The 25,597-nt window shown below is 74.9% G+C and carries 28 protein-coding genes; 13 read left to right on the top strand and 15 right to left on the bottom strand.

Features of this window, described 5'->3' with window-relative positions; translation table 11 throughout:
• Positions 1–15: 15 nt before the first annotated feature.
• The 5 genes from ABME01_RS00855 to ABME01_RS00875 are packed head-to-tail and all read right to left on the bottom strand — an operon-like array spanning position 16 to position 3,535.
• The gene (locus tag ABME01_RS00855; RefSeq protein ID WP_353826451.1) at positions 16–750 is read right to left on the bottom strand and encodes an ABC transporter ATP-binding protein; all 735 of its coding nucleotides are present in this window, start codon (positions 748–750) and stop codon (positions 16–18) included.
• Positions 747–1,553 carry an ABC transporter permease gene (locus ABME01_RS00860; RefSeq protein ID WP_353826452.1) on the bottom strand — a complete coding sequence of 269 codons (807 nt, stop codon included), beginning with the start codon at positions 1,551–1,553 and terminating at the stop codon, positions 747–749. Before ABME01_RS00860 ends, ABME01_RS00855 begins: the two co-directional genes overlap by 4 nt.
• A gap of 44 nt (positions 1,554–1,597) precedes the next feature.
• A complete protein-coding gene (modA, locus tag ABME01_RS00865) occupies positions 1,598–2,383 on the bottom strand; it encodes a molybdate ABC transporter substrate-binding protein (protein WP_353826453.1) in 786 nt (261 codons plus the stop codon).
• A gap of 5 nt (positions 2,384–2,388) precedes the next feature.
• Positions 2,389–2,805, bottom strand: a complete 417-nt coding sequence (locus ABME01_RS00870; RefSeq protein WP_353826454.1) for a TOBE domain-containing protein — start codon at positions 2,803–2,805, stop codon at positions 2,389–2,391.
• A 58-nt stretch (positions 2,806–2,863) separates the two neighbouring features.
• Positions 2,864–3,535: a GNAT family N-acetyltransferase gene (locus ABME01_RS00875; RefSeq protein ID WP_353826455.1), complete on the bottom strand. Its 672-nt coding sequence runs from the start codon at positions 3,533–3,535 to the stop codon at positions 2,864–2,866.
• A 187-nt stretch (positions 3,536–3,722) separates the two neighbouring features.
• Between ABME01_RS00875 and ABME01_RS00880 the strand changes: the two genes are divergently transcribed.
• From ABME01_RS00880 to ABME01_RS00895, 4 genes are read left to right on the top strand one after another with little or no spacing between them, the layout of a single operon-like run.
• Entirely contained in the window at positions 3,723–4,859 is a 1,137-nt protein-coding gene (locus ABME01_RS00880) for a HesA/MoeB/ThiF family protein (protein WP_353826456.1), read from the top strand.
• Positions 4,860–4,876: 17 nt separating this feature from the next.
• Complete coding sequence (locus ABME01_RS00885) at positions 4,877–6,073, top strand: molybdopterin molybdotransferase MoeA (protein WP_353826457.1); 1,197 nt, start codon at positions 4,877–4,879, stop codon at positions 6,071–6,073.
• A complete protein-coding gene (gene moaCB / locus ABME01_RS00890) occupies positions 6,070–7,146 on the top strand; it encodes a bifunctional molybdenum cofactor biosynthesis protein MoaC/MoaB (RefSeq protein ID WP_353826458.1) in 1,077 nt (358 codons plus the stop codon). The genes ABME01_RS00885 and moaCB overlap by 4 nt, the downstream gene beginning before the upstream one ends.
• Positions 7,139–7,558, top strand: a complete 420-nt coding sequence (locus ABME01_RS00895) for a molybdenum cofactor biosynthesis protein MoaE (RefSeq protein WP_353826459.1) — start codon at positions 7,139–7,141, stop codon at positions 7,556–7,558. The genes moaCB and ABME01_RS00895 overlap by 8 nt, the downstream gene beginning before the upstream one ends.
• 38 nt (positions 7,559–7,596) lie before the next feature.
• On the opposite strand, the gene ABME01_RS00900 is transcribed toward ABME01_RS00895, so the two are convergent.
• Together ABME01_RS00900 and moaA are read right to left on the bottom strand one after the other, a co-directional pair.
• The gene (locus ABME01_RS00900; protein WP_353826460.1) at positions 7,597–7,869 is read right to left on the bottom strand and encodes a MoaD/ThiS family protein; all 273 of its coding nucleotides are present in this window, start codon (positions 7,867–7,869) and stop codon (positions 7,597–7,599) included.
• The gene (gene moaA, locus ABME01_RS00905; RefSeq protein WP_353826461.1) at positions 7,862–8,929 is read right to left on the bottom strand and encodes a GTP 3',8-cyclase MoaA; all 1,068 of its coding nucleotides are present in this window, start codon (positions 8,927–8,929) and stop codon (positions 7,862–7,864) included. Before moaA ends, ABME01_RS00900 begins: the two co-directional genes overlap by 8 nt.
• A 78-nt stretch (positions 8,930–9,007) precedes the next feature.
• Here moaA and ABME01_RS00910 point away from each other — a divergent pair, with 78 nt between their 5' ends.
• The 3 genes from ABME01_RS00910 to ABME01_RS00920 are packed head-to-tail and all read left to right on the top strand — an operon-like array spanning position 9,008 to position 10,658.
• Positions 9,008–9,601, top strand: coding sequence for a sulfite oxidase-like oxidoreductase (locus ABME01_RS00910; protein WP_353826462.1), 594 nt, complete (start codon positions 9,008–9,010; stop codon positions 9,599–9,601).
• Complete coding sequence (locus ABME01_RS00915; RefSeq protein WP_353826463.1) at positions 9,598–10,401, top strand: ferredoxin reductase; 804 nt, start codon at positions 9,598–9,600, stop codon at positions 10,399–10,401. Before ABME01_RS00910 ends, ABME01_RS00915 begins: the two co-directional genes overlap by 4 nt.
• The gene (locus ABME01_RS00920) at positions 10,401–10,658 is read left to right on the top strand and encodes a DUF6510 family protein (protein ID WP_353826464.1); all 258 of its coding nucleotides are present in this window, start codon (positions 10,401–10,403) and stop codon (positions 10,656–10,658) included. Before ABME01_RS00915 ends, ABME01_RS00920 begins: the two co-directional genes overlap by 1 nt.
• Positions 10,659–10,671: 13 nt before the next feature.
• On the opposite strand, the gene ABME01_RS00925 is transcribed toward ABME01_RS00920, so the two are convergent.
• Positions 10,672–11,298, bottom strand: coding sequence for a hypothetical protein (locus ABME01_RS00925; RefSeq protein ID WP_353826465.1), 627 nt, complete (start codon positions 11,296–11,298; stop codon positions 10,672–10,674).
• Positions 11,299–11,427: 129 nt separating this feature from the next.
• On the opposite strand from ABME01_RS00925, the gene ABME01_RS00930 reads away from it, so the two are divergent.
• Positions 11,428–11,757: a hypothetical protein gene (locus ABME01_RS00930; RefSeq protein ID WP_353826466.1), complete on the top strand. Its 330-nt coding sequence runs from the start codon at positions 11,428–11,430 to the stop codon at positions 11,755–11,757.
• 43 nt (positions 11,758–11,800) lie between these two features.
• Entirely contained in the window at positions 11,801–12,097 is a 297-nt protein-coding gene (locus ABME01_RS00935) for a DUF503 domain-containing protein (RefSeq protein ID WP_353826467.1), read from the top strand.
• A gap of 39 nt (positions 12,098–12,136) precedes the next feature.
• On the opposite strand, the gene hutI is transcribed toward ABME01_RS00935, so the two are convergent.
• The 4 genes from hutI to hutH form a co-directional block, all read right to left on the bottom strand.
• A complete protein-coding gene (hutI, locus tag ABME01_RS00940) occupies positions 12,137–13,354 on the bottom strand; it encodes an imidazolonepropionase (RefSeq protein ID WP_353826468.1) in 1,218 nt (405 codons plus the stop codon).
• A complete protein-coding gene (gene hutU / locus ABME01_RS00945; RefSeq protein ID WP_353826469.1) occupies positions 13,351–15,072 on the bottom strand; it encodes a urocanate hydratase in 1,722 nt (573 codons plus the stop codon). The genes hutI and hutU overlap by 4 nt, the downstream gene beginning before the upstream one ends.
• Before the next feature lie 124 nt (positions 15,073–15,196).
• On the bottom strand, positions 15,197–16,771 hold the full coding sequence (locus ABME01_RS00950) for a M23 family metallopeptidase (RefSeq protein ID WP_353826470.1): 1,575 nt from the start codon (positions 16,769–16,771) through the stop codon (positions 15,197–15,199).
• Between the two features lie 125 nt (positions 16,772–16,896).
• Complete coding sequence (gene hutH / locus ABME01_RS00955; RefSeq protein WP_353826471.1) at positions 16,897–18,468, bottom strand: histidine ammonia-lyase; 1,572 nt, start codon at positions 18,466–18,468, stop codon at positions 16,897–16,899.
• An 84-nt stretch (positions 18,469–18,552) separates the two neighbouring features.
• On the opposite strand from hutH, the gene ABME01_RS00960 reads away from it, so the two are divergent.
• Positions 18,553–19,326, top strand: coding sequence for an IclR family transcriptional regulator (locus ABME01_RS00960; protein ID WP_353826472.1), 774 nt, complete (start codon positions 18,553–18,555; stop codon positions 19,324–19,326).
• A gap of 19 nt (positions 19,327–19,345) precedes the next feature.
• On the opposite strand, the gene ABME01_RS00965 is transcribed toward ABME01_RS00960, so the two are convergent.
• Together ABME01_RS00965 and ABME01_RS00970 are read right to left on the bottom strand one after the other, a co-directional pair.
• Positions 19,346–19,942 (bottom strand): antibiotic biosynthesis monooxygenase, encoded by a 597-nt coding sequence (locus tag ABME01_RS00965; RefSeq protein ID WP_353826473.1) that lies wholly within the window; start codon positions 19,940–19,942, stop codon positions 19,346–19,348.
• A 53-nt stretch (positions 19,943–19,995) separates the two neighbouring features.
• On the bottom strand, positions 19,996–21,003 hold the full coding sequence (locus ABME01_RS00970) for an alpha/beta hydrolase fold domain-containing protein (RefSeq protein ID WP_353826474.1): 1,008 nt from the start codon (positions 21,001–21,003) through the stop codon (positions 19,996–19,998).
• Between the two features lie 172 nt (positions 21,004–21,175).
• On the opposite strand from ABME01_RS00970, the gene ABME01_RS00975 reads away from it, so the two are divergent.
• Complete coding sequence (locus tag ABME01_RS00975; RefSeq protein WP_353826475.1) at positions 21,176–21,913, top strand: HNH endonuclease family protein; 738 nt, start codon at positions 21,176–21,178, stop codon at positions 21,911–21,913.
• Positions 21,914–21,918: 5 nt separating this feature from the next.
• Here the strand turns inward: ABME01_RS00975 and ABME01_RS00980 are convergent, their stop codons facing one another.
• Positions 21,919–22,446: a GNAT family N-acetyltransferase gene (locus ABME01_RS00980; RefSeq protein ID WP_353826476.1), complete on the bottom strand. Its 528-nt coding sequence runs from the start codon at positions 22,444–22,446 to the stop codon at positions 21,919–21,921.
• Between the two features lie 293 nt (positions 22,447–22,739).
• Here ABME01_RS00980 and ABME01_RS00985 point away from each other — a divergent pair, with 293 nt between their 5' ends.
• Complete coding sequence (locus ABME01_RS00985; RefSeq protein ID WP_353826478.1) at positions 22,740–24,707, top strand: DEAD/DEAH box helicase; 1,968 nt, start codon at positions 22,740–22,742, stop codon at positions 24,705–24,707.
• 188 nt (positions 24,708–24,895) lie between these two features.
• Positions 24,896–25,594 carry an FHA domain-containing protein gene (locus ABME01_RS00990; RefSeq protein WP_353826479.1) on the top strand — a complete coding sequence of 233 codons (699 nt, stop codon included), beginning with the start codon at positions 24,896–24,898 and terminating at the stop codon, positions 25,592–25,594.
• Positions 25,595–25,597 lie beyond the last annotated feature (3 nt).

A 25,597-nucleotide genomic window follows, 5' to 3' on the forward strand; every position in this document is an offset into this window, starting at 1 on the left:
CGCGCCAGGGGTCCGTCACTCGCCTCCGGTCGCGAGCATCCGCCGCACGTAGGGCGTCGCCGGATCGGTCGCGAGGTCGGCGAGCGTGCCCCGCTGGGTGACCGTGCCCGCCTCGAGGACGAGCACGTGGTCCGCCAGCGCGGCGGCATCCGCCGGACTGTGCGTCACGACCACCGTCGCCCCGCCGAACTCCCGCACGTGCCGCGCGAGCTCGACCCGCATGTCGTGCCGCACCTCGACGTCGAGCGCCGACATGGGCTCGTCGAGGAGGAGCACGTCGGGCTCGGCGGCGAGCGCCCGCGCGAGGGCCGCGCGCTGGGCCTGGCCGCCCGAGAGCTGGCCGGGAAGGCGGTCGGCCAGCTCGACGAGCCCGTACCGGTCGAGCCAGGGCTCGGCCGCGGCGCGAGCCGCACGCCGCGATCCGCGCATGCGGGCGGCGAACGCCACGTTGTCGCGCACGCTCAGGTGCGGGAAGAGCAGGTGGTCCTGGAACACGACGCCGACGCGCCGACGCTCGGGCGGGAGCGTACCGAGCTCGCGGTCGCCGATGCGCACCCGACCGGCCTCGATCGGCACGATGCCCGCGATCGCGCCGAGGAGCGTCGACTTGCCCGCGCCGTTCGGTCCGATGATCGCGAGCGGATGCCCCGGTCGCACCTCGAAGGCGGCCGCCACCCGATGCCCTGCTCGGGGCACGGCGACATCGACCAGCAGGCCGGGACGGCGCCGAGGCGGATCGGCCGGGGTCATGCGCGCACCCCGGGGAGCCATCGGTCGCGCAGCAGCAGGAGCATCGCGATCGAGACCGCGAGCAGCAGCAGCGCCAGCGCCACCGCCTCCTCGGGGTCGGACTGCATCGCGAGGTAGCTCGCGATCGGCAGCGTGCGCGTGACGCCGGGGAGGGACCCGGCGAACGTGATCGTCGCCCCGAACTCGCCGAGCGCCCGGGTGAAGCAGAGCACGGCCCCTGCGGCGACGCCCGGCGCGACGAGCGGCAGCGTGACGTGGCGGAACACCTGCCACCGGGACGCGGCGAGCGTCGCGGCGGCGAGTTCGGTGCGTCGGTCGGCCGAGCGCAGGGCGCCCTCGACCGCGAACACCAGGAACGGCAGCGCCACGAACACCTGCGCGAGCACGACCGCCCCGGTCGTGAACGGCACGGTGACGCCGGTCAGGGCCTCGAGGGGGGCGCCGATCGGGCCGCGCCGACCGAGCAGGAGCAGGAGCGCGATGCCGCCGACCACCGGGGGCAGCACGAGCGGGACGGTGACCGCGGCGCGCAGCAGGCGGCGCACCGGCACGGGCCACGCCGCGGCGCGGGCGAGCAGCGTCGCGAGCGGCACGCCGAGCACCAGGCACGCAGCGGTCGCGATCGTCGCCGTCGCGAGCGAGAGCACGAGGGCCTCGACCACGGATTCCCGCGCCAGGAGGCTGCCGAGGTCGCCCCACGGCGCCCGGGCGACGAGCGCGGCGAGGGGGAGCAGGAGGACGGCGAGCGCGACGCCCGCGAGCGCCGCGACCGGCCACGCCAGACGGGCCGGCTGCGGCTCCATCGGGGGCGGCGCCACGGTCCGTCGGGGCCGCGCCTCCCGGCCGGTCACGGCGCCCCGAACCCGAGCCCGTCGAGCACCCGGCGCGCCTCCGGCCCGGTCGCGAACGCGACGAACGCCTCGGCGACCTGCGGGTGCGTCGCCTCGGTCGTCACCGCGATCGGGTACCGGTTGACGACGGATGACGCGCCCGGCACCGGGATGCCCGTGACGCGGTCGCCCGCGGCCCGCGCGTCGGTCCGGTAGACGAGTCCGGCGTCGGCCTCGCCGAGCACGACCTTGGTGAGGACGGCCCTGACGTCGGACTCGAGGGTGTCGGGCGCGGCGTCGACGCCGGCGGCGCGCAGCAGCCGGACGGCGGCCGCGCCGCACGGCACGGTCGGATCGCACAGCGCGATGCGCAGCTCGTCGCGCGCGAGGTCGTCGAGGCCGGTGACCGCGGCCGGAGAGTCGGCCGGGACGACGAGCTCGAGCGTGTTCGATGCGAAGCCGACCGGGGCGTCGGCCAGTCCTGCCGCGACGACGAGCTCCATCGACGCGTCGTCGGCCGTGGCCAGCACGTCCGCCGGGGCTCCCGCGAGGACCTGCTGGGCGAGTGCGGTGCTTCCGGCCAGGTTGAGGTCGACGTGCGAGCCGGGATGCGCGCGCTCGAACCGGTGCGCCAGCTCCTCGAAGGCCTCGGCCAGCGAGGCGGCCGCGAACACGGTGATCGTGCCCTCCACGCGGGCGGTCGCATCGGCGGCGTCGGGCGCGTCCCTCTCCGTCGTCGCGCACCCCGTCGGCAGCACTGCGATCGCGGTGGCGAGCACCGCGGCGGCGGCGCGACGCGGCATCCGCCTCACCCGCCGGAACCCTGCGGCAGCTCGATCGAGACCATGGTGGCCTTGGCGCTCGCCGCGGCGAGGACGCCGGGCTCGAGTCCGAGGTCGTCGGCGGCCTCGCGGCTCATGAGCGACACGATGCGGAACGGCCCGGCCCGGAGTTCGACCCGCGCCATGACGCCGTCGCGTTCGACCGCGGTCACGAGCCCGACGAACCGGTTGCGGGTCGAGGCCCGGGCCAGGGGGAACGCCTCGGCGAGCGCGCTCCCGGCGTCGGCGTCGCCGAGCAGCCGGACGAGCTCGGTGCCCGCGACGGTGAGCATGCCGTTGGCGGCGCGCTCGAGTTCGACCCGCCCGGCGTCCGCCCAGCGCCGAATCGTGTCGTCGCTCACGCCGAGCAGGGCGGCGGCTTCGCTGATGCGGAACGAGGTCACCGTTCGGACCGCGGATGCGTCTCCATGAGGCGATCGTACCCGCGTTCGCGGTTCCCGACTAGGAGGTGGCCGCGGTCTCGTCGCCGTCGTGGAGGGACCGGTAGCGCGCGCGGTCGAGGACCATCACGCGGTCGCCGCCTGACGGCTCGCCCTCCGAGAAGCCGAGTCGCTCGGCCAGCGCCAGCGAGGCCCGGTTGGCCGGGGCCATGTGCGCCTGGACCGTGGCGGCGCCGAGCGTGTCGAACGCGAGCTCGAGCATCGCCAGGCCGGCCTCCCGCGCGTAGCCGCGACCCTGCCAGCGCGGGCCGATCACCCAGCCGACATCGCAGCGTCGGCGCTCCGGCTCCAGTTCGCGCAGGTGCAGCGACGCGTCGCCGATGAGCTCGCCGTCGAGCACGACGGCCAGCGCCAGGAAGTCGTCGCGCTGCTCCAGCCGGGTGTGGCGCGTGCGGTTCAGCAGGTGCACGAACGACTCCGCGCGACCGCGGAGCGGCCACGCGAGGTGCTCGACCACGTCGGGATCCGATTGCAGCTCGTACCACGCGGCGGCATCGGCCATGCGGTGCGGCCGGAGCGTCAGCCGCTCGGTCCGGATCACCGGCGAGCGCACGCCGTCCTCGATGCGCGGCCCGCGGAGGAACCGGGGGCGCTGCGGCACGAGGTCGCGCACCAGGCGGCGCACGTCGACGCGTGCGCCCCGCCTCGGCGGTGCTCCTGTCGTTCGGCTCATCGGGTCCTCGTGGTCACGGTCGCGCATGCTCGGCCGAATCCGCAAGACCGGGGTCGGGTCGACACGGCGGCGCGGGACACCGTCCGGTGCGGTGGCCCGTGGTATGACCGTACGCGTTCAGCCTGTGAACCCGGTAGGGATTGCCTTCGGCGGACCCATCGCCTACGCGGGCTGCGAGAATCGAGCCATGCCCGTCGACCCAGCGTCCGTCCGGTTCGCGCGCCAGCGCGTCCTGCCCGGCCTCGGCGCGTCGGGGCAGCGGCGGCTCGCCGAGGCCCACGTCGTCGTGCTCGGGGCCGGCGGACTCGGCAGTGCCGTGATCCCGGGCCTCGCCGCGGCCGGCGTCGGCAGGCTCACCCTGGTCGACCACGATCTCGTGGAGCCGACGAACCTGCACCGGCAGACGCTGCACCACGACGCGGACGTGGGGCGGCCGAAGGTCGAGTCGGCCGCGGAGACCGCGCGGCAGCTCGCGCCCGGCATCGACGTCCGCCCCGTCGCCGCCCGGTTCGACGAGCGGTCCGCCGACGGCCTCCTCGCCGACGCCGACCTCGTCGTGGACGGCACCGACGACCTCGGCACGCGCTACGTCGCGGACGCGGCGGCGGCGCGAGCGGGCGTCCCCCTCGTGTGGGGCTCCGCCGCCCGCTTCTCGGGTCAGGCCGGCGTGTGCTGGGAGGCCCGCGGGGTCTCGTACCGCGACCTGTTCCCCGAACCGCCCGCCGATGCCGGTCTCAGCTGCGAGATCGACGGGATCCTGCCCACCGTGTGCACCGTGACCGGTGGCCTGATGGCCGGAGAGGTGCTCAAGCTGCTCGCGGGGATCGGCGAGCCGCTCCTCGGCCGTGTCGCGGTGTACGACGCGCTCACGGGGCGGACGCGGGAGATCGCCTACGCGCGAGCCGACGAGCCCGAGCCGGCGGACCTCGTCGCCGCGCCCGGACGAGGCGTCGCGACGCAGCCGCCGCCGGCGCCCGCCCGGTCCGGAGCCGAGGAGCGTGCGCTCCCCGGCGAGGTCGACGCGCGGACGCTGGCCGCCGAGCTCGCCTCGCCGTCGCCGCCCCTGCTGCTCGACGTCCGGGAGCCGTGGGAGGCCGAGGTGGCGTCCATCCGCGGCGCGATCCTCATCCCGCTGGGCGACCTCGCAGCCCGCACCGGCGAGCTCGACCCCGAGGCGCCGGTCGTCGTGTTCTGCCACCTCGGCGTGCGGTCACGGCACGCGGCCGAGCGGATGGCGAGCGCGGGGTTCGCCTCGGTGCGCAACCTCACGGGCGGCATCGACGCGTGGTCGGTCGACGTGGACGCGGCGGTGACGAGGTACTGAGAGATGGCGAGGCAGGCATGAGCCGCATCCCGTTCGACGAGCACGCGCGATTCGTGCGCACCCTGCTCGCACCGCTCGGCGCGCGCGCGACCGAGCGGGTGCCGCTCGCCGAGGCGCTCGGGCGCATCACGGCCTCGCCGGTCGAGTCGGCCATCCCGCTGCCGCCGTTCCGGAACGCCCAGATGGACGGCGTCGCCGTCCGGGCCCGGGATGTCGCGGGCGCCCCGGTCGAGCTCCCGCTGGTCGGCGAGTCGGCCGCGGCGCCGGGTGTCCCGGCGCCGCTGGCCGAGGGCACCGCGATGCGCATCATGACCGGCGCCCCCGTGCCCGCGGGCGCCGACGCCGTCGTGCCGGTCGAGGACACCGAGCCGGCGGGCGACGGCTCGAGGGTCCGGGTGCTCCGCGCGCGCGGCGCGGGCGCGTACGTGCGCGAGGCCGGCTCCGACCTCGTCGCCGGGGCGGACGTGCTGCCCGCCGGCGTGCGACTCGAGCCCCGGCACCTCGCCGCCGCCGCGGCCGCCGGCCGCACCGAGCTGCTCGTCCGCGAGCGGGTCCGGGTCGCGGTGGTGAGCACGGGCAGCGAGCTCGTCGAGCCGGGGTCCGAGCTCGGGCCCGGCGAGCTGCCCGATGCGAACGGCGTCGCGCTCGCCGCCGGGGTCGGAGCCGCGGGCGCGGTCGTCGTGCACGCCGGCCGCGTGCGCGACGACGTCGACCGGCTCGAGGCGGAGCTCGACGCGGCGGTCGACGCCGGCGCCGAGCTCATCCTGACCAGCGGCGGCATCTCGATGGGCGACCACGAGGTGGTGCGGCAGTTCATCGAGCCCAGGGGCGCCTGGGTCGGCTCGGTCGCGATGCAGCCGGGCGGACCGCAGGCGACGGGCGTGCACCGCGGCGTGCCGCTGGTCGCGTTCCCGGGCAACCCGGTGAGCGCCCAGCTGTCGTTCGCGCTCTTCGTCGCCCCGACGCTGCGGGCGATCGCCGGGCTCGCCCCCGCACGCGCGGAGCGGATGACGCTCGCGACGCCGATCGACTCCATCCCGGGCCGACGGCAGTTCCTGCGCGGGCGGCGCACCGACGACGGCCGCGTCGAGGTCGTGGGCGGACCGGGCTCGCACCTGGTCGCCGCGCTCGCGGCCTCCGAGCTGCTGGTCGTGGTCCCCGAGGACGTCGAGGCGCTGGCGTCCGGCGACGACGTGGATACCGTGTTCCTATGAGCGAGCTCACCCACCTCGACGACGACGGCCGCGCCCGGATGGTCGACGTCGGCGGCAAGCCCGTCACCCGACGCATCGCGATCGCCGAGGGCCGACTCGACACCACGCCCGAGGTCGTCGGCCTCGTGCGCTCGGACGGCCTGCGGAAGGCCGACGTGCTGCCGACGGCGCGGATCGCGGGCATCTCGGGGGCCAAGCGCACCAGCGAGCTGATCCCGCTGGCCCACATCGTGCCGCTGGACGCCGTCTCGATCGACTTCGGATTCGACGAGTCCGCCGTCACCATCCGCGCGACCGTCTCGACGACAGCCCGGACGGGTATCGAGATGGAGGCGCTCACGGCGGTGGCGGTCGCCGGCCTGACCCTGCACGACATGGTCAAGGCGGTCGATCCCGCGGCGCGGCTCGGCGGCATCCGCCTCGTGGAGAAGCGCGGCGGCACGCGTGGCACCTGGCGGGCCGACGAGCAGCCCGCCGCGGTTCCGGATGCCGCCTCCGAGGTCGTCCCGGCCGACGCTGGCGAGCGCACCGCGATCGTGCTCGTCGCCTCCACGCGGGCCGCAGCCGGCACCGCGGAGGACACGACCGGCCCGGTGATCGCCGGGTGGCTCGGGTCGCGCGGGTTCCGCGCGGGCGAGCCCCGGGTGGTCGCCGACGCGGACCTCGCCGACGCGCTGCGCGCCGCGGTCGACGAATCGCCGACGGTCGTCCTGACGACCGGCGGCACCGGGGTGAGCCCGACCGATCGAACGCCCGAGGCGACCGCAGCCGTCCTCGACCGGGCGCTGCCCGGCGTCGCCGAGGCGATCCGCGCCGCCGGCCGGGCCGCCACGCCGACCGCCGCGCTCAGCCGTGCCCTCGCCGGCGTCGCCGGTCGCACGGTCGTGGTGAACCTGCCCGGCTCGCGCGGCGGCGTCGCCGACGGGCTCGCCGTGCTCGACGAGCTGCTGCCGCACCTGGTCGACCAGGTCGCCGGGGGCGACCATGCGGGCCGGCCGCCGGCCGGGGCCACGGGCGGCGAACCGGTCGGCGAAGCCCAGCGCATGGAGCACGGGGGCGCGCCGCATGCCTGACCCCGAGGTGCTCGCGATCGTCACCGACCAGCCGCTCGACCGGGCCGCGATCGAGGCGTTCGTGCTCACCCGCCGGGACGGGGCGCTCGTGACGTTCGAGGGCGTGATCCGCGACCACGACCACGGCGAGGCGGTCACCGCGCTGGACTACTCCGCCCACCCCGAGGCCGAGCGGTTCCTCCGCGACACCTGCGCCGAGGTCGCCCGTGAGACGGGACTCGCGATCGCCGCCGCCCACCGCGTCGGCGCCCTGGGGATCGGCGACGTCGCACTCGTGGCATCCGTCGCCGCGCCGCACCGGGCCGAGGCGTTCGCCGCGTGCGCGCAGCTGGTCGACCGCATCAAGGAGCGCACGCCGATCTGGAAGCGCCAGCACCTCGACGGCGGCGCCAGCGAGTGGGTCAACCTCTGAGGCGCTGAGCGCGCGCGGGCGGCCGTGGCGGAGCGCGCTCAGCCGCCGGCGAACGGCGGCAGCACGTCGACCCGGGCGCCGATCGGCGTCGACGGGTCGCGTCGCACGACGCCGTCGACGAGGAACGAGCCGTTCGCGAGCACGCGAACCATGGGTGCCCCGTACCGGGCGGCGAGGAGGTCGCGCAGGTCGCCGACCGTCGAGGCGTCGCCGTCGACGACGACCTGCTCCTCTTCGGTGCCTGCGGCTTCGGCCGCGGCCGCGAAGTAGCGCACCAGCACGGTCCGCTCGAGGGTGCCTGGCTCAGCCACCGATGCCTCCCATCGTCCGTACGGGACGCACGAAGTCGACGTCGTCGATGCCGTGCCCCGCCTTCTTGCCCCACATGGCCGCACGCCAGCGATCGGCGATCTCGGCGTCTCCGGCGCCCGACCGCAGCAGGCCGCGCAGGTCGGTCTCGTCGTCGCCGAACAGGCACGAGCGCACCGCGCCCTCCGCGGTGAGGCGCGTCCGATCGCAGGCCCCGCAGAACGGGCGCGTCACCGAGGCGATGACGCCGACCGTGGCCGGCCCGCCGTCGACCAGCCACTCCTCGGCGGGCGCCGCCGGATCCTCGCGGCCGACCGCGTCGAGTGCGAAGCGCGTTCGCAGCACGGCCAGCAGCTCCGCGGCGTCGACCATGTGCTCGCGTCGCCACGCCTCGTCGGCGTCGAGCGGCATCTGCTCGATGAAGCGCAGCCGCGAGCCGTGCTCGATCGCCCAGGCGAGCAGGTCGGGAGCGTCGTGCAGCGTCGCCCGCATGAGCACGGCGTTCACCTTGATCGGGCCGAGGCCGGCGCGGTGCGCGGCGTCGATGCCGGCGAGCACGGCGGGCAGCCGGTCCCGCCGGGTGAGGCGGGCGAAGTGCTCGCGGTCGAGCGTGTCGAGCGAGACGTTCACGCGCGAGAGGCCCGCATCCCGCAGCGCCGCCGCGCGCTTGTCGAGGCCGATGCCGTTGGTCGTCAGGGCGAGCGGCGTGCCCGGCGCGGCATCCGCGCTGCGGCGGACGATCTCGACGAGGTCGCCCCTGGTGAGCGGCTCGCCGCCCGTGAACCGCACCTCGTGCACGCCGAGGTCGCGCACCGCGATGCCGACGAGCCGGGCGATCTCGTCGGCGGAGAGCAGCTCGTCGCGCGGGATCACCGGCAGGCCCTCGGCCGGCATGCAGTAGGTGCAGCGCAACGAGCACGCCGAGGTGATCGAGATGCGCAGGTCGCGGGCCACGCGTCCGAAGCGGTCGACGAGTCCGGCGACGTGCGGGCGCCCTTCGGTCGACGGCACGTCGGCATCGGACCGGCGGACGGCCGGGATGCCGAGCGCGATGGCAGCCATGACCCAACCCTACGCACCGATCGACCGGTGACATCCGTTCCGCCCGTCACTATCGTGAGACCCGGGGGTGGGGGCGCCATGTCGTTCATCACGAGGGGCTTCACCGGGCGGGGGCGCGAACGGGACGATCGGCTGCCGCCCGGGCAGACCCTCGTCGGCGACTTCCCCGTGCTGTCGGCTGGGCCGACGCCCGAGGTCGACACGGCCGAATGGGCGTTCACGATCCGCACCGAGTCGGGCGCCGAGCACCGCTGGAGCTGGGACGAGCTCATGGCACTGCCGATCGAGGACGTCACGACCGACATCCACTGCGTCACGCACTGGTCGAAGCTCGGCACCGGATGGCGCGGGATCGCCCTCGACACGCTGTTCGACGGCGTCGAGACGGAGTTCGAGTACACGATGGCGCACAGCTACGGGGGCTACACGACGAACGTGCCGCTCGACGACCTGCTCGGCGGCAGGGCGTGGGTCGCGTTCGAGTTCGACGGGGAGCCGCTCGACCCCGAGCACGGCGGCCCAGCCCGGTTGCTGGTGCCGCACCTGTACTTCTGGAAGAGCGCGAAGTGGGTCCGCGGATTGGAGATGATGGAGCACGACGAGCCCGGCTTCTGGGAGCAGAACGGGTACCACCTCCGGGGAGACCCCTGGAAGGAGGAGCGGTACTGGTGAGCGACGCGTCGAGCGCGGCCGCGTCGGCCGCCGCGACCTTCGGGGTCCCCTCCTCTCCGGTGCCGCGGGCCGGGTGGCACCCCGCCACGGTCGCCGCCACCCGCCGCGAGACGTCGAGCGCGGCCCGCATCGAGCTCGAGGTCGACGGGTGGCCCGGCAACGCCGCCGGCCAGCACCTCGACATCCGCCTGACCGCGGAGGACGGCTACACGGCCAGCCGGTCGTACTCGATCGCGTCGTCGGGCGACGGCACCCGGGTCGTGCTCGCCGTCGACAGGGTGCCCGACGGCGAGGTCTCGCCCTTCCTCGTCGACGTGCTCCGAGCCGGCGACCGGTTCGAGGTGCACGGACCCCTCGGCGCGTTCTTCGTGTGGCGTCCGCGCGCGGCCGGCGGCGACGCGCGGCCCGTCCAGCTCATCGCCGGCGGCTCGGGCGTCGTGCCGCTCGTCGCGATGGCCCGGGCGCACGCCGACGCCGACGACCCGACGCCGTTCCGCCTGCTGTACGCCGCGCGGACGCCGGAGGACGTCTACTTCGCCGCGGAGCTCGACGAGCTCGCCCGCTCGTCCGCGCCGCTGCGGCTCGACTTCGTCTACTCGAGGCGCGCACCGGACGGGGCATCGGCTCCGCCCGGCCGGATCACGCGGGAGCGCCTCGCCGAGGCGACCATCCCGCCGGGCGACCGCCCGATCGTCTACGTCTGCGGCTCGACGGGCTTCGTCGAGCTCGTGGCCTCGTGGCTCATCGAGCTCGGCCACGACTCCCGCGACATCCGCACCGAACGATTCGGAGGCACCTGATGACCGGCCACGTCGACGGCAACGCGCTCGCCGGACCGCTCGCCGACTTCTTCTCGTTCGACATCACCACGGCGAACGGACGCTGCACGGGCTGCGGCACCGTCCAGGAGTTCGCCCGGACCATGGTCTACGTGAGCGGCGCCGGCACGGTCGTGCGCTGCCCGCACTGCGACAATGTGCTCGCGGTGCTCGTCGACACGGGCGAGCGCGCCTGGCTCGACCTCGGTGGCGTGAGCGCGATCGAGGTGCGGCGCTAGGCGTCGTCAGCCGCTAGGTGACGGTCGACGCGACCGCGAGCCACCACACCGGGAAGGCGATCCATGCGAGGCCGCCGACGCCGACCGCGACCGCGAACAGCACCGTGCGGAGCGCCGACCCGTCGGCGGCGGCGAACGCGAGGCCCGCGACCACCGCCCCGGCGAGGAACGCCGCGATCACCGCGATCGCGAGGATCGCCGCCCACGGGGGAAGGACCCCGGCATCGCGCGCGACCGCCGAGACGACGGCGGCCCACGCGAATGCGACGAGGGTCGCCGCGACCGCGACGATCGACTGGGCCTGCAGGTCGGCGAGGCCGGCGAGCATGAGGACCGTGACGATGGCGATCGCGGCGGCGCCGACGCACGCGAGCACGGTGAGCGCCCACAGCCACGGGCCGGCGGCGACGTAGCGGGCCAGCAGCAGCATCGCGACGATCCACGGCACCGCACCGATGACCGCGAGCCAGTCGTTGACCGGGCCCAGCCAGGACCATCTCGCCTGCGGGGTCGAGAACGGCGTGGAGAGCACGAAGAACAGGATCAGGGCGACCAGCGCCGCGAGGCTGACGAAGCCCTGCAGGCCGGCCCAGATGCGCACCTGGTCCGTTCCGACCGCGCGGTCGACGGCGAGATCCATGGCCCCACCCCCAGGCGTCCTCCGCGCCCATGCTCCTCCTCGGGGGGCCGGAGACGTGGGCCGGACGTCCCGTCGTGCCCGCGCCGGCGGTGCCGACCGATCGGCCGCCACGAGGACGACAATGAGGGCATGAGGGTCGAGGTGCACTACGTCGACGCCTGCCCGCACTGGCGGCAGGCGCGCGGCCTCGCGAGATCCGTCCTCGACGACGTCGGGCGGGCGGACGTGCCGGTCGAGTGCATCCCGATCCGTTCCGAGCGGCAGGCGCTGGCGTCCGCATTCGCCGGTTCCCCGACGATCCTCGTGGACGGCGCTGACGTCGCGGGCGCGAGCGGGGTCGTCGGCGTCCTCGCCTGCCGGGTCTACGCGACCGCTCGCGGGCCGGCCGGGCTGCCGGACCGGTCGCTCGTCGAGGCGGCGATCCGTGCGGCCGCTCGGATCGAGTCGGGACGGGACTGAGGTCGAGGTCGTCGCCGGTCCGGCGTCATGGGAGGCTGGCCGGGTGTGGATCGGCTGGATCGAGTTCGACGTGCTGCTCGGCGACGTCCACTCGCTGAAGCAGAAGCGCGCCGTCGTGCGCCCGATCATCGCCGAGCTCCGGCGGAGCACCGAGGCCTCGGTCGCCGAAGTCGGCGCGCACGACCTGCACCGCCGGGCCGAGCTCGGCGTGGCGGTCGCGGGGCCGAGCGCGGATCGCGTGACGGACGTGCTCGACCGGGCCGAGCGCCTCGTCGCCGGCCACCCGGAGGTGACCCTGCTCGCGGCACGTCGTCGGCTGCGGCGCGCCGACGACGACTGAGGCGTGGGGCCGCCCGCCCGGGCGCAGCGCGAGCCGGGCTCAGGCGACCCTGGCGCCGTCCTTCCACGTCTCGGCGACGATCGGCACCCCGGGGCGGTAGGCGAGGTGGATGCTGCTCGGCGCATCGAGCACGGCGAGGTCGGCGCGCATCCCGGGCCGGAGCGCACCCACGTCGGTCCGCCGCAGCGCCAGCGCGCCGCCCGCGGTCGACGCCCAGACGGCCTCGGCCGGCGTCATCCCCATGTCGCGCACGGCGACGGCGATGCAGAACGGCATCGAGCTCGTGAAGCTCGATCCCGGGTTGCAGTCGCTCGCGAGCGCGACCGCGACGCCGGCGTCGATGAGCCCGCGCGCATCCGGGTAGGGCTGCCGGGTCGAGAACTCGACGCCGGGCAGCAGCGTCGCGACGGTGTCGGATGCCGCCAGCGCGGCGACGTCGTCGTCGGAGAGGTACGTGCAGTGATCGACGGATGCCGCACCGAGCTCGACCGCGAGTGCGACGCCCGGGCCCTCGCCGAGCTGGTTGCCGTGCACGCGCACGCCGAGGCCCGCCGCGCGACCCGCCTCGAGCACCCGCCGGGACTGCTCCGCCGTGAACGCGCCGCGCTCGCAGAAGGCGTCGATCCAGCGGGCGTGCGGCGCGCACTCGTCGAGCATCGCGCCGACCACGAGGTCGACGTACGCGTCGGCACCGGTGCCCGGGTCGCGCTCCGCGTCCGCGTACTCGGCGGGCACCACGTGGGCCCCGAGGAAGGTCACCTCGTCGGTGACCTCGCTCGCCAGGCGCGCGAGGCGCGCCTCGTCGGCGACGCTGAGCCCGTATCCGGTCTTGACCTCGAAGGTCGTCGTGCCCTGCCGGTGCAGCTCGTCGACGAACCCGGCGAGCCGCGCGCGAAGGTCGTGGTCGGTCGCGGCGCGCGTCGCGGCGACGGTCGAGCGGATCCCGCCCGCCTCGTACCTCCGGCCGGCCATGCGGGCGGCGAACTCCTCTGCGCGGTCGCCGCCGAACACGAGGTGGGTGTGGCTGTCGACGAAGCCCGGGATGACCGCGCGCCCGCCGAGGTCGACGACGACGCCGTCGCCGACCGGCGCCTGCGCCGCCGGGCCCGCCCACGCGACGCGACCGTCCTCGACGAGGAGGGCCGCGTCGCGCACGATGCCGAGCGGGCCGCCCTCGCGGTCGTCGGCGGGGTCGTTGGTGACGAGCTCGCCGATGTTCGTCAGCAGGGTCCGCTGCACGGCGCGACCGCGGGTCATGCGTCCATCATGGGCACGTGCAGGCCGCGCTCGCGGGCGACCTCGACGGCGCGGTCGTAGCCCGCATCGACGTGGCGCATGACGCCCGTGCCGGGGTCGTTCACGAGCACGCGCGCGATCTTCTCCGCCGCGAGGTCGGTGCCGTCGGCGACCACGACCTGGCCCGAGTGGATGGAGCGGCCGATGCCGACGCCGCCGCCGTGGTGCAGCGACACCCAGGTCGCTCCGGAGGCCGTGTTGAGGAGGGCGTTCAGCAGCGGCCAGTCGGCGATCGCGTCGGAGCCGTCGGCCATGGCCTCGGTCTCGCGGTAGGGCGACGCGACCGAGCCCGAGTCGAGGTGGTCGCGGCCGATCGCGACCGGCGCCGACAGCTCGCCCGAGGCGACCATCTCGTTGAACTTCAGGCCGGCGAGGTGCCGCTCCTTGTAGCCGAGCCAGCAGATGCGGGCGGGCAGGCCCTCGAAGTGGACCTTCTCGCCGGCCTGCTCGATCCAGCGCCGCAGGTGCGCATCCTCGGGGAACAGCTCGAGGATGGCACGGTCGGTCGCCGCGATGTCGGCCGGGTCGCCCGAGAGCGCGGCCCAGCGGAACGGTCCCTTGCCCTCGGCGAACAGCGGCCGGATGTAGGCGGGCACGAACCCGGGGAAGTCGAAGGCGTGCTCGTAGCCGCCGAGCTCGGCCTCGCGTCGGATCGAGTTGCCGTAGTCGAACACCTCGGCGCCGCGCGCCTGGAAGCCGACCATGGCCTCGACGTGGCGGGCCATCGACTCGCGCGAGAGGCGCGTGAACTCCTCGGGGTCGGAAGCCGCGAGCGCGTGCCACTCCGCGACGGAGACGCCCACCGGCAGGTACGACAGCGGGTCGTGGGCACTGGTCTGGTCGGTCACGATGTCGATGGCGACCCCGCGCTCGAGCAGCTCGGGGAACACGGATGCCGCGTTGCCGACGACGCCGACGCTGAGCGCCTCGCCGGCGGCCTTGGCGGCGAGCACGCGCTCTACCGCGTCGTCCAGCGACGGGGCGACCTCGTCGAGGTAGCCGTGCTCGACGCGGCGCACGAGTCGCGTCTCGTCGACGTCGACGATGAGCACCGCGCCGCCGTTGAGCGTGACGGCGAGCGGCTGCGCGCCGCCCATCCCGCCGCAGCCGGCGGTGAGCGTGAGGGTGCCGGCGAGCGAGGCGGTGGCGGCCTCCTCGTCGGTGGCGCCGCGCTTGGCGGCGAGCGAGCGCGCGACGGCGCCGAAGGTCTCGTAGGTGCCCTGCAGGATGCCCTGCGTGCCGATGTAGATCCACGAGCCCGCGGTCATCTGGCCGTACATGGTCAGGCCGAGCTGCTCGAGTCGGCGGAACTCGGGCCACGTGGCCCAGTCGCCGACGAGGTTCGAGTTGGCGATGAGCACGCGCGGCGCCCACTCGTGGGTGCGGAACACGCCGACGGGCTTGCCCGACTGCACGAGCAGCGTCTCGTCGGGCTCGAGCTCGCGGAGGGTGCGCACGATCGCGTCGTAGGCCTCCCAGCTGCGCGCGGCCTTGCCGGTGCCGCCGTAGACGATCAGGTCCTCCGGACGCTCGGCGACCTCGGGGTCGAGGTTGTTCATGAGCATGCGCAGCGGCGCCTCGGTCTGCCAGCTCTTCGCCGAGAGCTCGGTGCCCCGGGCGGCGCGGACGGTGCGGTGGCCGGCGACGGCGTCGGCCTGGGTGGGTGCGGCGGTGGTCATGTTCCGATCCCACACCCTCGTCGACCGGTCGACAACGCGCGGCGGGCCGGTCGCGTCCGGGATCCCGGACATGCGGCCGTGGACGTGACCGCGGAGGTCGTCGCGGACGGCGCCGGGGTTCCGATCAGCCGAGGAACACGCCGCGCGCGGCCATGAACGGCACCGCGTCGGTGGCGACGCCGTCGATGCGCACCTCGTAGTGCAGGTGGCATCCGGTCGAGGCGCCCGTGCTGCCGACCGCGCCGATCAGCTCGCCCGCGGAGACCACCTGGCCGACGTCGACGAGCACGCCGCCGTCGCGCAGGTGCGCGTAGCCGGTGGCGACGCCGTCGCCGTGGTCGACGAGGATCCAGTTGCCGTACGAGCCGTTGCGCCCGGCCTGCACGACGACGCCGTTCGTCGCGGCGAAGACGCCCGTGCCGCACTGGGCGGCGAGGTCGGTGCCGCGGTGGAAGTCGTTCACGCCGGGAAGGGGCTTGTTCGGGCGCGGGCCGAATCCGTCGGAGAGCGTCCCGAAGACGGGTGCGGCCCAGCCCTGCCCGCTCAGCTGGCCGTTGTCGGGCGAGATGACCTCGTAGGTGATGATCTCCTGGACCTCCTGCGAGGCCAGGCGGGTCTGTGCGCCGTTGAGCTCGGCCCGCACGGCGGCGAGGACGCCCTTCGCCACGAGCACGTCGTTCTCGTACTCCGACACCGGGATGGCGTCGACCGCCTGCCATGCGGCGGCGGCGCGCTCCTCGGCGGCATCGGCGTCGGCGTCGCGACGTTCCGCGATCGCGCGCAGCCGGTCGGAGTCGCCGGCGAGCCGCTGGATCCGGTCCATGCCGGCGAGCCCCGCGAGCAGGTCGTTGCCCGACCCGAATGCGGCGCTCATGGAGCGCATCGCGGCGCCGTCGCCCTCGACCGCGTCGAGGTACACGCTGGCGGCGGTCTCCGCGATGCGGCGAGCCTCGGCGGCGTCCTCATCGAGCCGCTCGGCGACCGCCCTGGCGTCGACCTTCGTGCTGCGAGCGGCGGCGAGCGCGTCCTCGGCGGTCCGGAGCTCGGCCATGGCGCGGTCGAGCTTCGTCCGCAGGCTCGCGACGCCGGCCTCTGAGGCATCCGCCGTCGTGACGGTCCGCGTCGTGCGCACGACCTGCACCACCGGGCCGTCGCCCACGAACACGTACGGCGCCGTGACGCCGCTCGAGGTCGGCGGAGCCGGGCTGGGCGTCGGGGTCGGGCTGGGCGTCGGCGTCGGGGTGGGGGTCGGCGTCGGGGTCGGCGTGGGCGTCGGTTCCGGGCCGGGCTCGGGCGTCGGGGTCGGATCCGGCGTCGGCGTGGGGTCGGGAGTGGGGTCCGGCGTCGGGTCCGGCGTCGGGTCCGGCGTGGGATCTGGCGTCGGCTCCGGCGTCGGATCCGGGGCGGGTTCCTCGGTCGGCGTGGGCTCGGGCGCGGGCGTCGGTTCCGGCGTGGGATCGGTCGCCCCGCCGTCCGCCTCGCCGCCCGTCGCGTCGCCCGCGGTCGATTCCGCGGTGCCCGTCGCGTCGCCGGCCTCGGCGGTGATGGCCGTGCCGTCGAGCTCATCGGCGGAGGCCGGTGCGATGGCGGAGACCCCGAGCAGGATGCCGCCCGCGAGCGCAGCGACCGCGAACGTACACGTCCGGGCGGGTCTCGACCGGAACGGGTCTCGCTCGTCAGCGACTCGGGTTCGACGCATCATAGGGTTTCCAAGCGGCCGACAGCGATGCCGGCACAGCCCCCAGTCTGCCCGTTCGAGGGACGCGCGCACAACCGTTGCGTTCGACGCGCCGGTCCCCCGTTCGGGGTGCACCCGCGCGGGCGTCAGCGGAGGGGCGTGATCCGCTCGGCGCGCCGCAGCACGTCGCCCGACCGGACGGCCTCGACGATCCGCTCGATCTCGGGGGAGAGGAAGCGGTCGGCACCCGGCGTCGCACCCGTCCCGGCGACCCACTCGACCACCGCGCCGGTGGCCTCGCCGGGCCGCAGCGGGGCCCGCAGCGCGAGCCCGCGCGCGGCGGTCATGACCTCGATCGCGATCACGCGCGCGAGCCCGTCGACCGCGCGACGGAGCTTCCGTGCGGCGGCCCAACCCATCGAGACGTGGTCCTCCTGCATCGCCGACGACGGGATGGAGTCGACGGACGCGGGGGCGGCGAGGCGCTTCAACTCCGAGACGATGCCGGCGGCGGTGTACTGCGCGATCATGAGTCCGGAGTCCACCCCCACCTCGTGCGCGAGGAACGGCGGCAGGTCGTGGCTGCGGGCCTTGTCGAGGAAGCGGTCGGTCCGCCGCTCGCTCATCGAGGCGACGTCCGCCACCGCGATCGCGAGGAAGTCGAGCACGTATGCGACGGGCGCGCCGTGGAAGTTGCCGTTCGACTCGACCCTGCCGTCCGGGGTGAGCACCGGGTTGTCGACCGCGCTCGCGAGCTCGGCCTCGGCGACGGAGGTCGCGTGCGCGAGGGTGTCGCGCGCGGCGCCGTGCACCTGCGGGGCGCAGCGCAGCGAGTAGGCGTCCTGCACGCGGGTGCACTCCGGTCCCTTGTGGCTCTCCACGATCGGGGAGCCCGCGAGGAGGTCGCGCAGGTTCGACGCCGAGACGGCCTGGCCGCGCTGCGGGCGCAGCGCGTGCAGGTCGGCCGCGAACACGGCGTCGGTGCCCATGAGGCCCTCGACGCTCATCGCGGCGGCGACATCGGCCGTGGCCAGCAGCATCCGCAGGTCGTCGATCGCGAGCGCCAGCATGCCGAGCATGCCGTCGGTGCCGTTGATGAGGGCGAGGCCCTCCTTCTCGCCGAGGTGGAGCGGCGCGATGCCCGCCGCCGCGAGTGCGGATGCCGCATCCGAGACCTCGTCGGATCCGGGCACGCGGACGCGGCCCTCGCCCATCGCCACGAGCGCGCAGTGGGCGAGGGGCGCGAGGTCGCCCGAGCAGCCGAGGGAACCGTACTCGTGCACGACCGGCGTGATGCCGGCGTTCAGGATCGCCGCGTACGTCTCGGCGGTCTCGCGGCGCACGCCCGTGCGGCCGGTCATGAGCGTCGAGAGGCGCAGGAGCATGAGGGCGCGCACCACTTCGCGCTCGACCTCGGGGCCGGAGCCCGCCGCGTGCGAACGCACGAGGCTCGCCTGCAGTTGCGCCCGGCGGTCCTCGGCGATGAAGGTCGTGGCGAGCGCGCCGAACCCGGTCGAGATCCCGTAGTGCGGTTCGGGGTCGGCCGCGAGGTCCTCGATGATCGCGCGGCTCGCGGCGACCTGCTCGAGCGCGGCGGGATCGAGCACGACCGGCGCCTCGTGGCGGGCGACGTCGACGACGTCGTCGATCGAGAGCGGGCCGGTGCCGACGGTGACGGATGCCGCGGTGCGGGCGGGTGCGGGCGCGATGGTGCTCATGCTCCGATTCCACACCGGCCCGGTGCGCGCCGGAACGCGGGGGAGTACGCTTCCGTCCGGGATACCGGACGATGGGAGCGGTGGATGGCCGACGCGTCGAAGGTCCCCGCCGCCGACCAGGTGCTGCGGATCCTCACGCACCTCGCCGCGCAGCGCGGGCCGGTCCCGGCCGCATCGATCGCGAGCGTGCTCGGCCTGCCGAGGTCGACCACGTACCACCTCCTCGCCGTGCTGCAGGACCGCGGATTCGTCGTGCACCTGCCGGAGGAGCGGCGCTACGGCCTGGGCGTCGCCGCGTTCGAGCTCTCGAGCGGCTTCAGCCGCCAGCAGCCGCTCACGCGCCTCGGCCGCCCGCTGGTGGCGAACCTCGTCGACCGGCTCGGCGAGTCCGGCCACCTCGCGGTGCTGCACGGCCGCGACGTGCTCTACCTCGTCGAGGAGCGCGCGCCCCGGCGGCCGTCCCTGGTCTCGGACGTCGGCGTCCGGCTGCCCGCGCACCTCACGGCATCCGGCCGAGCGATGCTCCAGGCGCTTCCGCCGGCCCAGTTGCGCGCGCTCTACCCGGATCGGTCGGCCTTCGCCGACCGCACGCCGATGCCGGATGCCGCGCCGTGGACGTACGCGAGACTGAAGGGCGTGCTGGCCGAGGCGCGGGCGGCGGGCGCCGCGGGCGAGCACGGCGAGGTGACCACGGGCCTCGCCTCGGTCGGGGCCCCGGTGCTCGATCACCTGGGCTGGCCGGCCGCGGCGATCGCGGTGACCTTCGCCGAGGGGTCGCCCGAGGACCTCGTCGCGGCGGCGACCGACGCCGTCCGCGAGGCGGCCGCCACGCTGTCCCGGCGCATCGGAGCGCGCTGACCGCGCACGGCCCGTGCGATCAGGCCGTGCCGGCGGGTGCCAGCCAGTCGCGCAGCATCCGGGTGACCCACGGCAGCACCCAGTACGTCATGATCGGCGTCAGCACGAGGGTGGTGACGAGCACGCGGAGGGCGAGCGGGACGCCGTCCCACCACGGCAGCAGTGCGACCAGCAGCGAGAACGCGAGGTTCACTGGGAAGAAGCCCAGCCAGATGCTCACGGCCTGCTTCCACCGGGGCGGCGCGGGCGGCAGCGGCGGCACGTCGCCGTCGGCGTCCGCGACCGCGGGGACCGATCCGGTGGCGGGCTCGTCGAACCACCCCTCGATCCCCGTCCGCCGCTTCGCCCGCTCGGCGCGCACGAACCCGCGACCCATCTCCAGCCACCACGCCCGCTCGGGCGAGCGCTCCCAGGCCTCGAGGGTCTGCTCGTTGGCGAAGCGGTAGAGCATGTGCCACACGTCGGAGTCGTCGCCCGCGCGCACCCATCCGGAGCCGAGGAAGCCCGGGTAGCGGTTGGCGAGGTTCACGCCGGTCTGCACCCAGACGGTCGCCTCCGCGATGCGCTCGGGGTCGACCTCGCGGCGGATCGACACGGTGATCGGTTCACTGCCCATGCGTCAATCGAACCCCATCGGCGCTGCGAAGCCGATGGACGTGCGCGCGGACCTCACCCCAGGTGCGCGTGGAGGAACGCCGCGACGCGGTCGCGGAGCCCCTCGTCGAGGATGCCGATCGAGTGCGCGTCACCGGGCACGATCGCGACCTCGGCCTCGACCGCCGACGCCTGCAGCGTCGCGGCGAGCCGCTCGGACTGGCCGACCGGGACCACCTCGGACTCGGCGTGGCCGATCAGGAACGGCGGGTCGGTCGGGTCGACCCAGGCCGTCGGCGAGGCGTCGATGGCCTGCGGACACGCGTCGTCCGGCGTCCCGGGCTCGCAGCCGAGGAAGTCGCCGACGATGCCGCGCAACCAGTCGGACGCGTCGTCGGCGTCGAGCTCCGGCAGGCCCAGGCCGACGGGCCCGGAGAGCTCGACCACGGCGGCGACACGGGAGCCCGCATCCGTCGCCCCCTCGCCCATGGTCCCGAGCAGTGCGGCGAGGTGGCCGCCCGCCGACCCCCCGAAGGCGCCGATGCGCGCGGGGTCGAGATCGAACCGTTCGAGCTGTGCGGGCTCCCGCAGCCACTCGACGGCGCCCGCGACATCCTCGACCTGTGCCGGGAACCGCGCGTCGGGCACGAGCCGGTAGTTGACCGACACGCCGACGAAGCCCTCGCTCGCGAGCCACAGGCAGACGTTGCGCCAGTCGGCGTTCGCCTTGTCGCCGCGCGCCCAGCTCCCGCCGTGGATGGAGAGCACGGCCGGCCTCGCGCCGGGGAGGGCGGGCACGGTCGGGCTGCACACGTCGAGCGTGAGGACGGTGCCGTCGTCGGCCACGCCGTACTCGAGGTCCTCGTCGACGAGCAGCCCGGCGGGCGGCTCGAAGGTGCGGATGCCGATGAGCTCCGTCCCGGCGACCTCGCTGGAGGCCTGTCGAGCGTTCGGGTCGAGCTCGCGCAGCGGCTGGTGGAAGGCGGACACGACGCCGACCACGGCGAGCGCGGCGCTCACGGCGAGGGCGATCCGCGTCGACCGGCGCCGCCGGCCGCCGCGATCACCGGAGGTTCGGGTCATCGGTCGGGGCTCCGGGGTCGGGGGTGAGGGCGATGCTACCCGAGGTCGGGTCCTCCGCGGACACCCGCCGGAGCGGTGTCGGCCCGGGCGGCGCGGGGTCGCCCGGTCCCGATACGCTCGCGGCAGCCCCGACCGGCCCCCGCCCTGCCCGCCCCCGCCCGAACGGACCCCGGTGATCCGAACCTTCCTCAGCGCGAGCCTCGGCGTCGCGCTCACCCTGTCGCTGACCGCCTGCTCCACCGACGTCGTCGTCGACGACCTCGTGGACGACCTCGTCGACGTCCTCGTCGCGCTCGAGTCCGAGCTCGCCGGCGGTTCCTCCGCCACGGGCGACCCGCTCACGGCCGACGAGATCGAGGCCGCCTACGCCGACCTCGACGCGCTCCCGGTCAAGGGTCGCGCGGCGATGACCGGCTACGAGCGCGACGAGTTCGGCCACGGCTGGGTCGACGTCGACCGCAACGGCTGCGACACGCGCAACGACGTGCTCGCCCGCGACCTCGACGGGATCGACCGGCCGAGCGGGTGCCGGGTGCTCGCGGGCCTGCTCGACGACCCGTACACGGGGCAGCTGATCGACTTCGTCCGCGGCGAGGGCACCTCGCAGCTCGTGCAGATCGACCACGTCGTGCCCCTCGCGAACGCCTGGGCCACCGGTGCCCAGCAGCTCAGCGAGGAGGAACGCGTCGCCTTCGCCAACGACCCGCTGAACCTGCTCGCCGTGGACGGCTCCGCGAACCAGCAGAAGGGCGCCGGCGACGCGGCGACGTGGCTGCCGCCGAACCGCGGCTTCCGCTGCGAGTACGTCGCCCGGCAGGTCGAGGTGAAGTCCGAGTACCGCCTCTGGGTCACCTCCGCCGAGCGCGACGCGATCGAGCGCGTCCTCGACGGGTGCCGACCGGCCGCCTGAGCGCGCTACTCGCCGACGGCCATCGGGCGGTCGAGCAGCGGCTCGGCGCCGAAGCCGACGAGTGACTTCGCCATGCAGATGCTCGCCCGGACGCCGACGTAGCGGCCGAACGCGTCGACCCGGCGGTAGCCGTGCTTGGCGTACAGCGCCTGCGCCGGCAGGTGCTGGGTGCCCGTCTGGAGCACGAGCTCGCGGAGCCCGCGCGCCGCGGCATCCGTCTCGACCCGCTGCAGCAGGAGGGCGGCGATCCCGTGGCCCCGCGCCGACTCGTCGACGTACATGCGCACGATCTCGGCACGGCCGTCGCCGTGCGTGCCGTCGTCGATGAGGGCGACCATGCCGACCGCCGTGCCGTCGCCCCGGCGGGCGACGTACACGTCGACGCCGGGCCGCTGGAGCTCCGCCCAGTCGAGTTGCACGCACCCGGCGCCCTCGGGGTATCGGGACTGCGCGTACGCGGAGCCGCCCTCGAGCAGCTCGGCGATGCCGGCCGCGTGCGGCGGCTCGACGGAGATCGACGGCGGTGTGGTCACGACGAGAGCGTACGCGATCCGCGTTACCGGTCCGTTACGTTCTCGAGGCGGGAACCCGTCGTGCGGGGGATTCACAGGCGGTGCTCCGGTATCGTGGAGCGGTCGGCCATCGGACGCCGCGCCCTGCGCGGAACAGTGAGTCCAGTGGGCCGGATCCCCGGGCGATAGGCACGGGGGAGATCACACCGTATGTGAACGGCCCCGGTCGACGATGCTTCCGGGTTCTCAGTCGTGTTGCGCTGCCCGCGCGGCCGGTTGCCACGTACACGAGCAACCAGGAAAGCAGTCACCCCATGTCCAACAACCGCAAGCCCGCCGGCGGCCGCGTCGCCCGCGACTTCGACCCCGCCCGCCAGGGCTCCCGTCGCACCCCGGGTCGCGCCGGCGGCCCGCAGAAGCCCGGCTCGCGAAGCCCCAAGCACCGCGGCCACCGTCCCGAGGACGCCGAGTCGACCAAGGCCCCGCGCTGGACCCGCGACGAGCGCGTCGCCCGGGGACGGACCGAGCACCGTGCCGACCGAGCCGGTCGGGACGACCGTCGATTCGACCGCGACGACCGTGCGCCGCGTCGTGACGACCGCGGTGACCGTCGCTTCGACCGTGATGACCGCGCGCCGCGTCGGTTCGATCGCGACGACCGTGCGCCGCGTCGGTTCGATCGCGATGACCGCGCGCCGCGTCGGTTCGACCGTGACGATCGTGCCCCGCGTCGTGACGACCGCGGTGACCGTCGGTTCGATCGTGATGACCGCGCGCCGCGTCGGTTCGACCGTGATGACCGTGCCCCGCGTCGTGACGACCGCGGTGACCGTCGGTTCGATCGTGACGAGCGTGCCCCGCGTCGGTTCGACCGTGATGACCGTGCGCCGCGCCGGGACGACCGCGGCGACCGCGGCGAGCGCGGTCCGCGCCGCCCGCGCGAGTTCGACCGCCCCGGCTTCCGCGACTCCGAGCGTCGCCCCTCCGCGTTCTTCGGCGACGAGTCCCGCGCCGAGCGCTTCGAGCCGGCCGACGACGTCGTGCTGGAGCGCCTCCAGGCGGAGGCCGTGACGGCCGATGAGGTCGACGGCGTCGCGTTCGCCGACCTCGGCCTCGGCCGCAACATCGTCGACGCGCTCGCGCGCCTCGGCGCCGAGACCCCGTTCCCGATCCAGGCCGCGACCATCCCGGTCGTGCTCGAGGGTCGCGACGTGCTCGGCCGCGGCCGAACCGGTTCCGGCAAGACCATCGCCTTCGGTGCCCCGACCGTCGAGCGGCTCATGCGCATCTGGGCCGAGGACGGCGCCGCGGCCAAGGGCTCCGAGGCCGCCGCTCGCCGCAAGCGCTCGATGGGCCGCGCTCCCCGCGCGCTCATCCTCGCGCCGACGCGCGAGCTCGCCCTCCAGATCGACCGCACGGTGCAGCCGATCGCCCAGTCCGTGGGCCTGTTCACCACCCAGGTCTACGGCGGCGTGCCGCAGGCGCGTCAGGTCGGCGCGCTCCGTCGCGGCGTCGACATCGTGATCGGCACGCCGGGCCGCATCGAGGACCTCGTGAGCCAGGGCCACCTCGACCTCTCCGACATCCGCGTCACGGTCCTCGACGAGGCCGACCACATGTGCGACCTCGGCTTCCTCGAGCCCGTCCAGCGCATCCTCCGCCTGACCCGCGACGGCGGCCAGAAGCTGCTGTTCTCGGCGACGCTCGACACCGGCGTGGCCGCCCTGGTCGACGAGTTCCTCGTCGAGCCGGCCGTGCACGAGGTCGCCGGCGAGGACCAGGCCTCGAGCACCATCGAGCACCGCGTGTTCGTGATCGACCACCGCGACAAGCGGGACATGGTCGCGCAGCTCGCCGACCGCGACGGCAAGACGCTCGTCTTCTCGCGCACCCGCGCCTTCGCCGAGGACCTCACCGACCACCTGGAGGACGCCGGCATCCGCGCGGTCGCCCTGCACGGCGACCTCAACCAGTCCAAGCGCACGCGAAACCTGCAGCAGCTCACGAGCGGACGGGTCGACGTGCTGGTCGCCACGGACGTCGCCGCCCGCGGCATCCACGTCGACGACATCGATCTCGTGATCCAGGCCGACGCGCCGGACGAGTACAAGACCTACCTCCACCGCGCCGGTCGCACCGGCCGCGCGGGCCGCGAGGGCCGGGTCGTGACGCTCATCACGCGCAACCGCCAGCGCCGGCTCGCCGAGCTGCTCGACCGCGCGGAGATCGAGGTCGACTTCGAGGACGTGCGCCTCGGCGACGAGGTCCTCGCCGGCGCCTGACTCGCCTCGCTCGACGCACGCCCCGACGCCCGGCGTCGGGGCGTGCGTCGTCTCCGGGGTCGACCGCACCGGCGCTCGAAGGTGCGGCCGCTTCCCCGACTCCCTAGAATTCGGGCACGCGAGATCGTTGCGGGGTCGCATGGTCGAGGGGGCGGTCGTGGTCGTGGAGCAGCGCGGAGTGCGGATCGATGGACGGCCGTCCGGCTGAGTCCGTCCGACGCCTGATCGTCGTCGCCGGCGGCGACCTCGGCACCGTCATCGACGTCCCGCGCTCGACGTCGCTGGTCGGTCGCGAGGGCGACGCCGACATCCGCCTCCCGTACGACGGGGTGAGCCGGCGTCACGTCGTGCTCGACGCGAGCGGCCCCGTGGTGATCGCCGTCGACCAGCAGTCGCGCAACGGCACGTGGGTCAACGGTCGCCGCGTCGACCGCCCGGTGCAGCTGCACGACGGCGACGTCCTGACGGTCGGGCCGGTGCAGCTCCGCCTCGTCGAGGTCGGATCCGGGACTCCGTCGGCGACGGGTCCGTCGCCGACCGCATCGGGGGCGGGGGATGCCTACACGTCGCAGCGCGACCAGTTCATCGCGGCCGGCAACCAGACGTGGAACCAGACCATCCACGTGCAGGGCGAGGACGCGTCGGACGAGATCTTCGAGGGACGCGGGCCGGGGCGCGTGATCGCGATCATCGGCAGCATCGTGGCCCTCGGCGGCTTCGCCTGGGCGGGGTTCACGTTCTTCGCGTTGGCCACGTACTCGGGTCCGGGCATCCCGGAGTTCCCGGTCGAGTTCGGGTACGCGTTCGGCCTGTTCCTCCTCGGCGGCGTCCTCGCCGGGATCGGGAGCGGCATGTCGCGGGCGCAGCGTCGCAGAGAGGGGAGATGACCG

The organism is Agromyces litoreus, assembly GCF_040496015.1.
Lineage (GTDB): Bacteria > Actinomycetota > Actinomycetes > Actinomycetales > Microbacteriaceae > Agromyces > Agromyces litoreus.

Excerpts from the sequence above, each read along its gene's own strand:
- hutH (WP_353826471.1), bottom strand. The coding sequence starts at position 18,468 with ATGAGCACCATCGCGCCCGCACCCGCCCGCACCGCGGCATCCGTCACC.
- ABME01_RS00885 (WP_353826457.1), top strand. The coding sequence starts at position 4,877 with ATGAGCCGCATCCCGTTCGACGAGCACGCGCGATTCGTGCGCACCCTG.
- ABME01_RS00965 (WP_353826473.1), bottom strand. The coding sequence starts at position 19,942 with ATGGGCAGTGAACCGATCACCGTGTCGATCCGCCGCGAGGTCGACCCC.
- moaA (WP_353826461.1), bottom strand. The coding sequence starts at position 8,929 with ATGGCTGCCATCGCGCTCGGCATCCCGGCCGTCCGCCGGTCCGATGCC.
- ABME01_RS00990 (WP_353826479.1), top strand. The coding sequence starts at position 24,896 with ATGGACGGCCGTCCGGCTGAGTCCGTCCGACGCCTGATCGTCGTCGCC.
- ABME01_RS00925 (WP_353826465.1), bottom strand. The coding sequence starts at position 11,298 with ATGGATCTCGCCGTCGACCGCGCGGTCGGAACGGACCAGGTGCGCATC.
- ABME01_RS00875 (WP_353826455.1), bottom strand. The coding sequence starts at position 3,535 with ATGAGCCGAACGACAGGAGCACCGCCGAGGCGGGGCGCACGCGTCGAC.
- hutI (WP_353826468.1), bottom strand. The coding sequence starts at position 13,354 with ATGACCCGCGGTCGCGCCGTGCAGCGGACCCTGCTGACGAACATCGGC.
- ABME01_RS00860 (WP_353826452.1), bottom strand. The coding sequence starts at position 1,553 with ATGGAGCCGCAGCCGGCCCGTCTGGCGTGGCCGGTCGCGGCGCTCGCG.
- ABME01_RS00880 (WP_353826456.1), top strand. The coding sequence starts at position 3,723 with ATGCCCGTCGACCCAGCGTCCGTCCGGTTCGCGCGCCAGCGCGTCCTG.
- moaCB (WP_353826458.1), top strand. The coding sequence starts at position 6,070 with ATGAGCGAGCTCACCCACCTCGACGACGACGGCCGCGCCCGGATGGTC.
- ABME01_RS00960 (WP_353826472.1), top strand. The coding sequence starts at position 18,553 with ATGGCCGACGCGTCGAAGGTCCCCGCCGCCGACCAGGTGCTGCGGATC.
- ABME01_RS00920 (WP_353826464.1), top strand. The coding sequence starts at position 10,401 with ATGACCGGCCACGTCGACGGCAACGCGCTCGCCGGACCGCTCGCCGAC.
- ABME01_RS00895 (WP_353826459.1), top strand. The coding sequence starts at position 7,139 with ATGCCTGACCCCGAGGTGCTCGCGATCGTCACCGACCAGCCGCTCGAC.
- ABME01_RS00970 (WP_353826474.1), bottom strand. The coding sequence starts at position 21,003 with ATGACCCGAACCTCCGGTGATCGCGGCGGCCGGCGGCGCCGGTCGACG.
- ABME01_RS00855 (WP_353826451.1), bottom strand. The coding sequence starts at position 750 with ATGACCCCGGCCGATCCGCCTCGGCGCCGTCCCGGCCTGCTGGTCGAT.
- ABME01_RS00910 (WP_353826462.1), top strand. The coding sequence starts at position 9,008 with ATGTCGTTCATCACGAGGGGCTTCACCGGGCGGGGGCGCGAACGGGAC.
- hutU (WP_353826469.1), bottom strand. The coding sequence starts at position 15,072 with ATGACCACCGCCGCACCCACCCAGGCCGACGCCGTCGCCGGCCACCGC.
- modA (WP_353826453.1), bottom strand. The coding sequence starts at position 2,383 with ATGCCGCGTCGCGCCGCCGCCGCGGTGCTCGCCACCGCGATCGCAGTG.
- ABME01_RS00930 (WP_353826466.1), top strand. The coding sequence starts at position 11,428 with ATGAGGGTCGAGGTGCACTACGTCGACGCCTGCCCGCACTGGCGGCAG.
- ABME01_RS00950 (WP_353826470.1), bottom strand. The coding sequence starts at position 16,771 with ATGCGTCGAACCCGAGTCGCTGACGAGCGAGACCCGTTCCGGTCGAGA.
- ABME01_RS00985 (WP_353826478.1), top strand. The coding sequence starts at position 22,740 with ATGTCCAACAACCGCAAGCCCGCCGGCGGCCGCGTCGCCCGCGACTTC.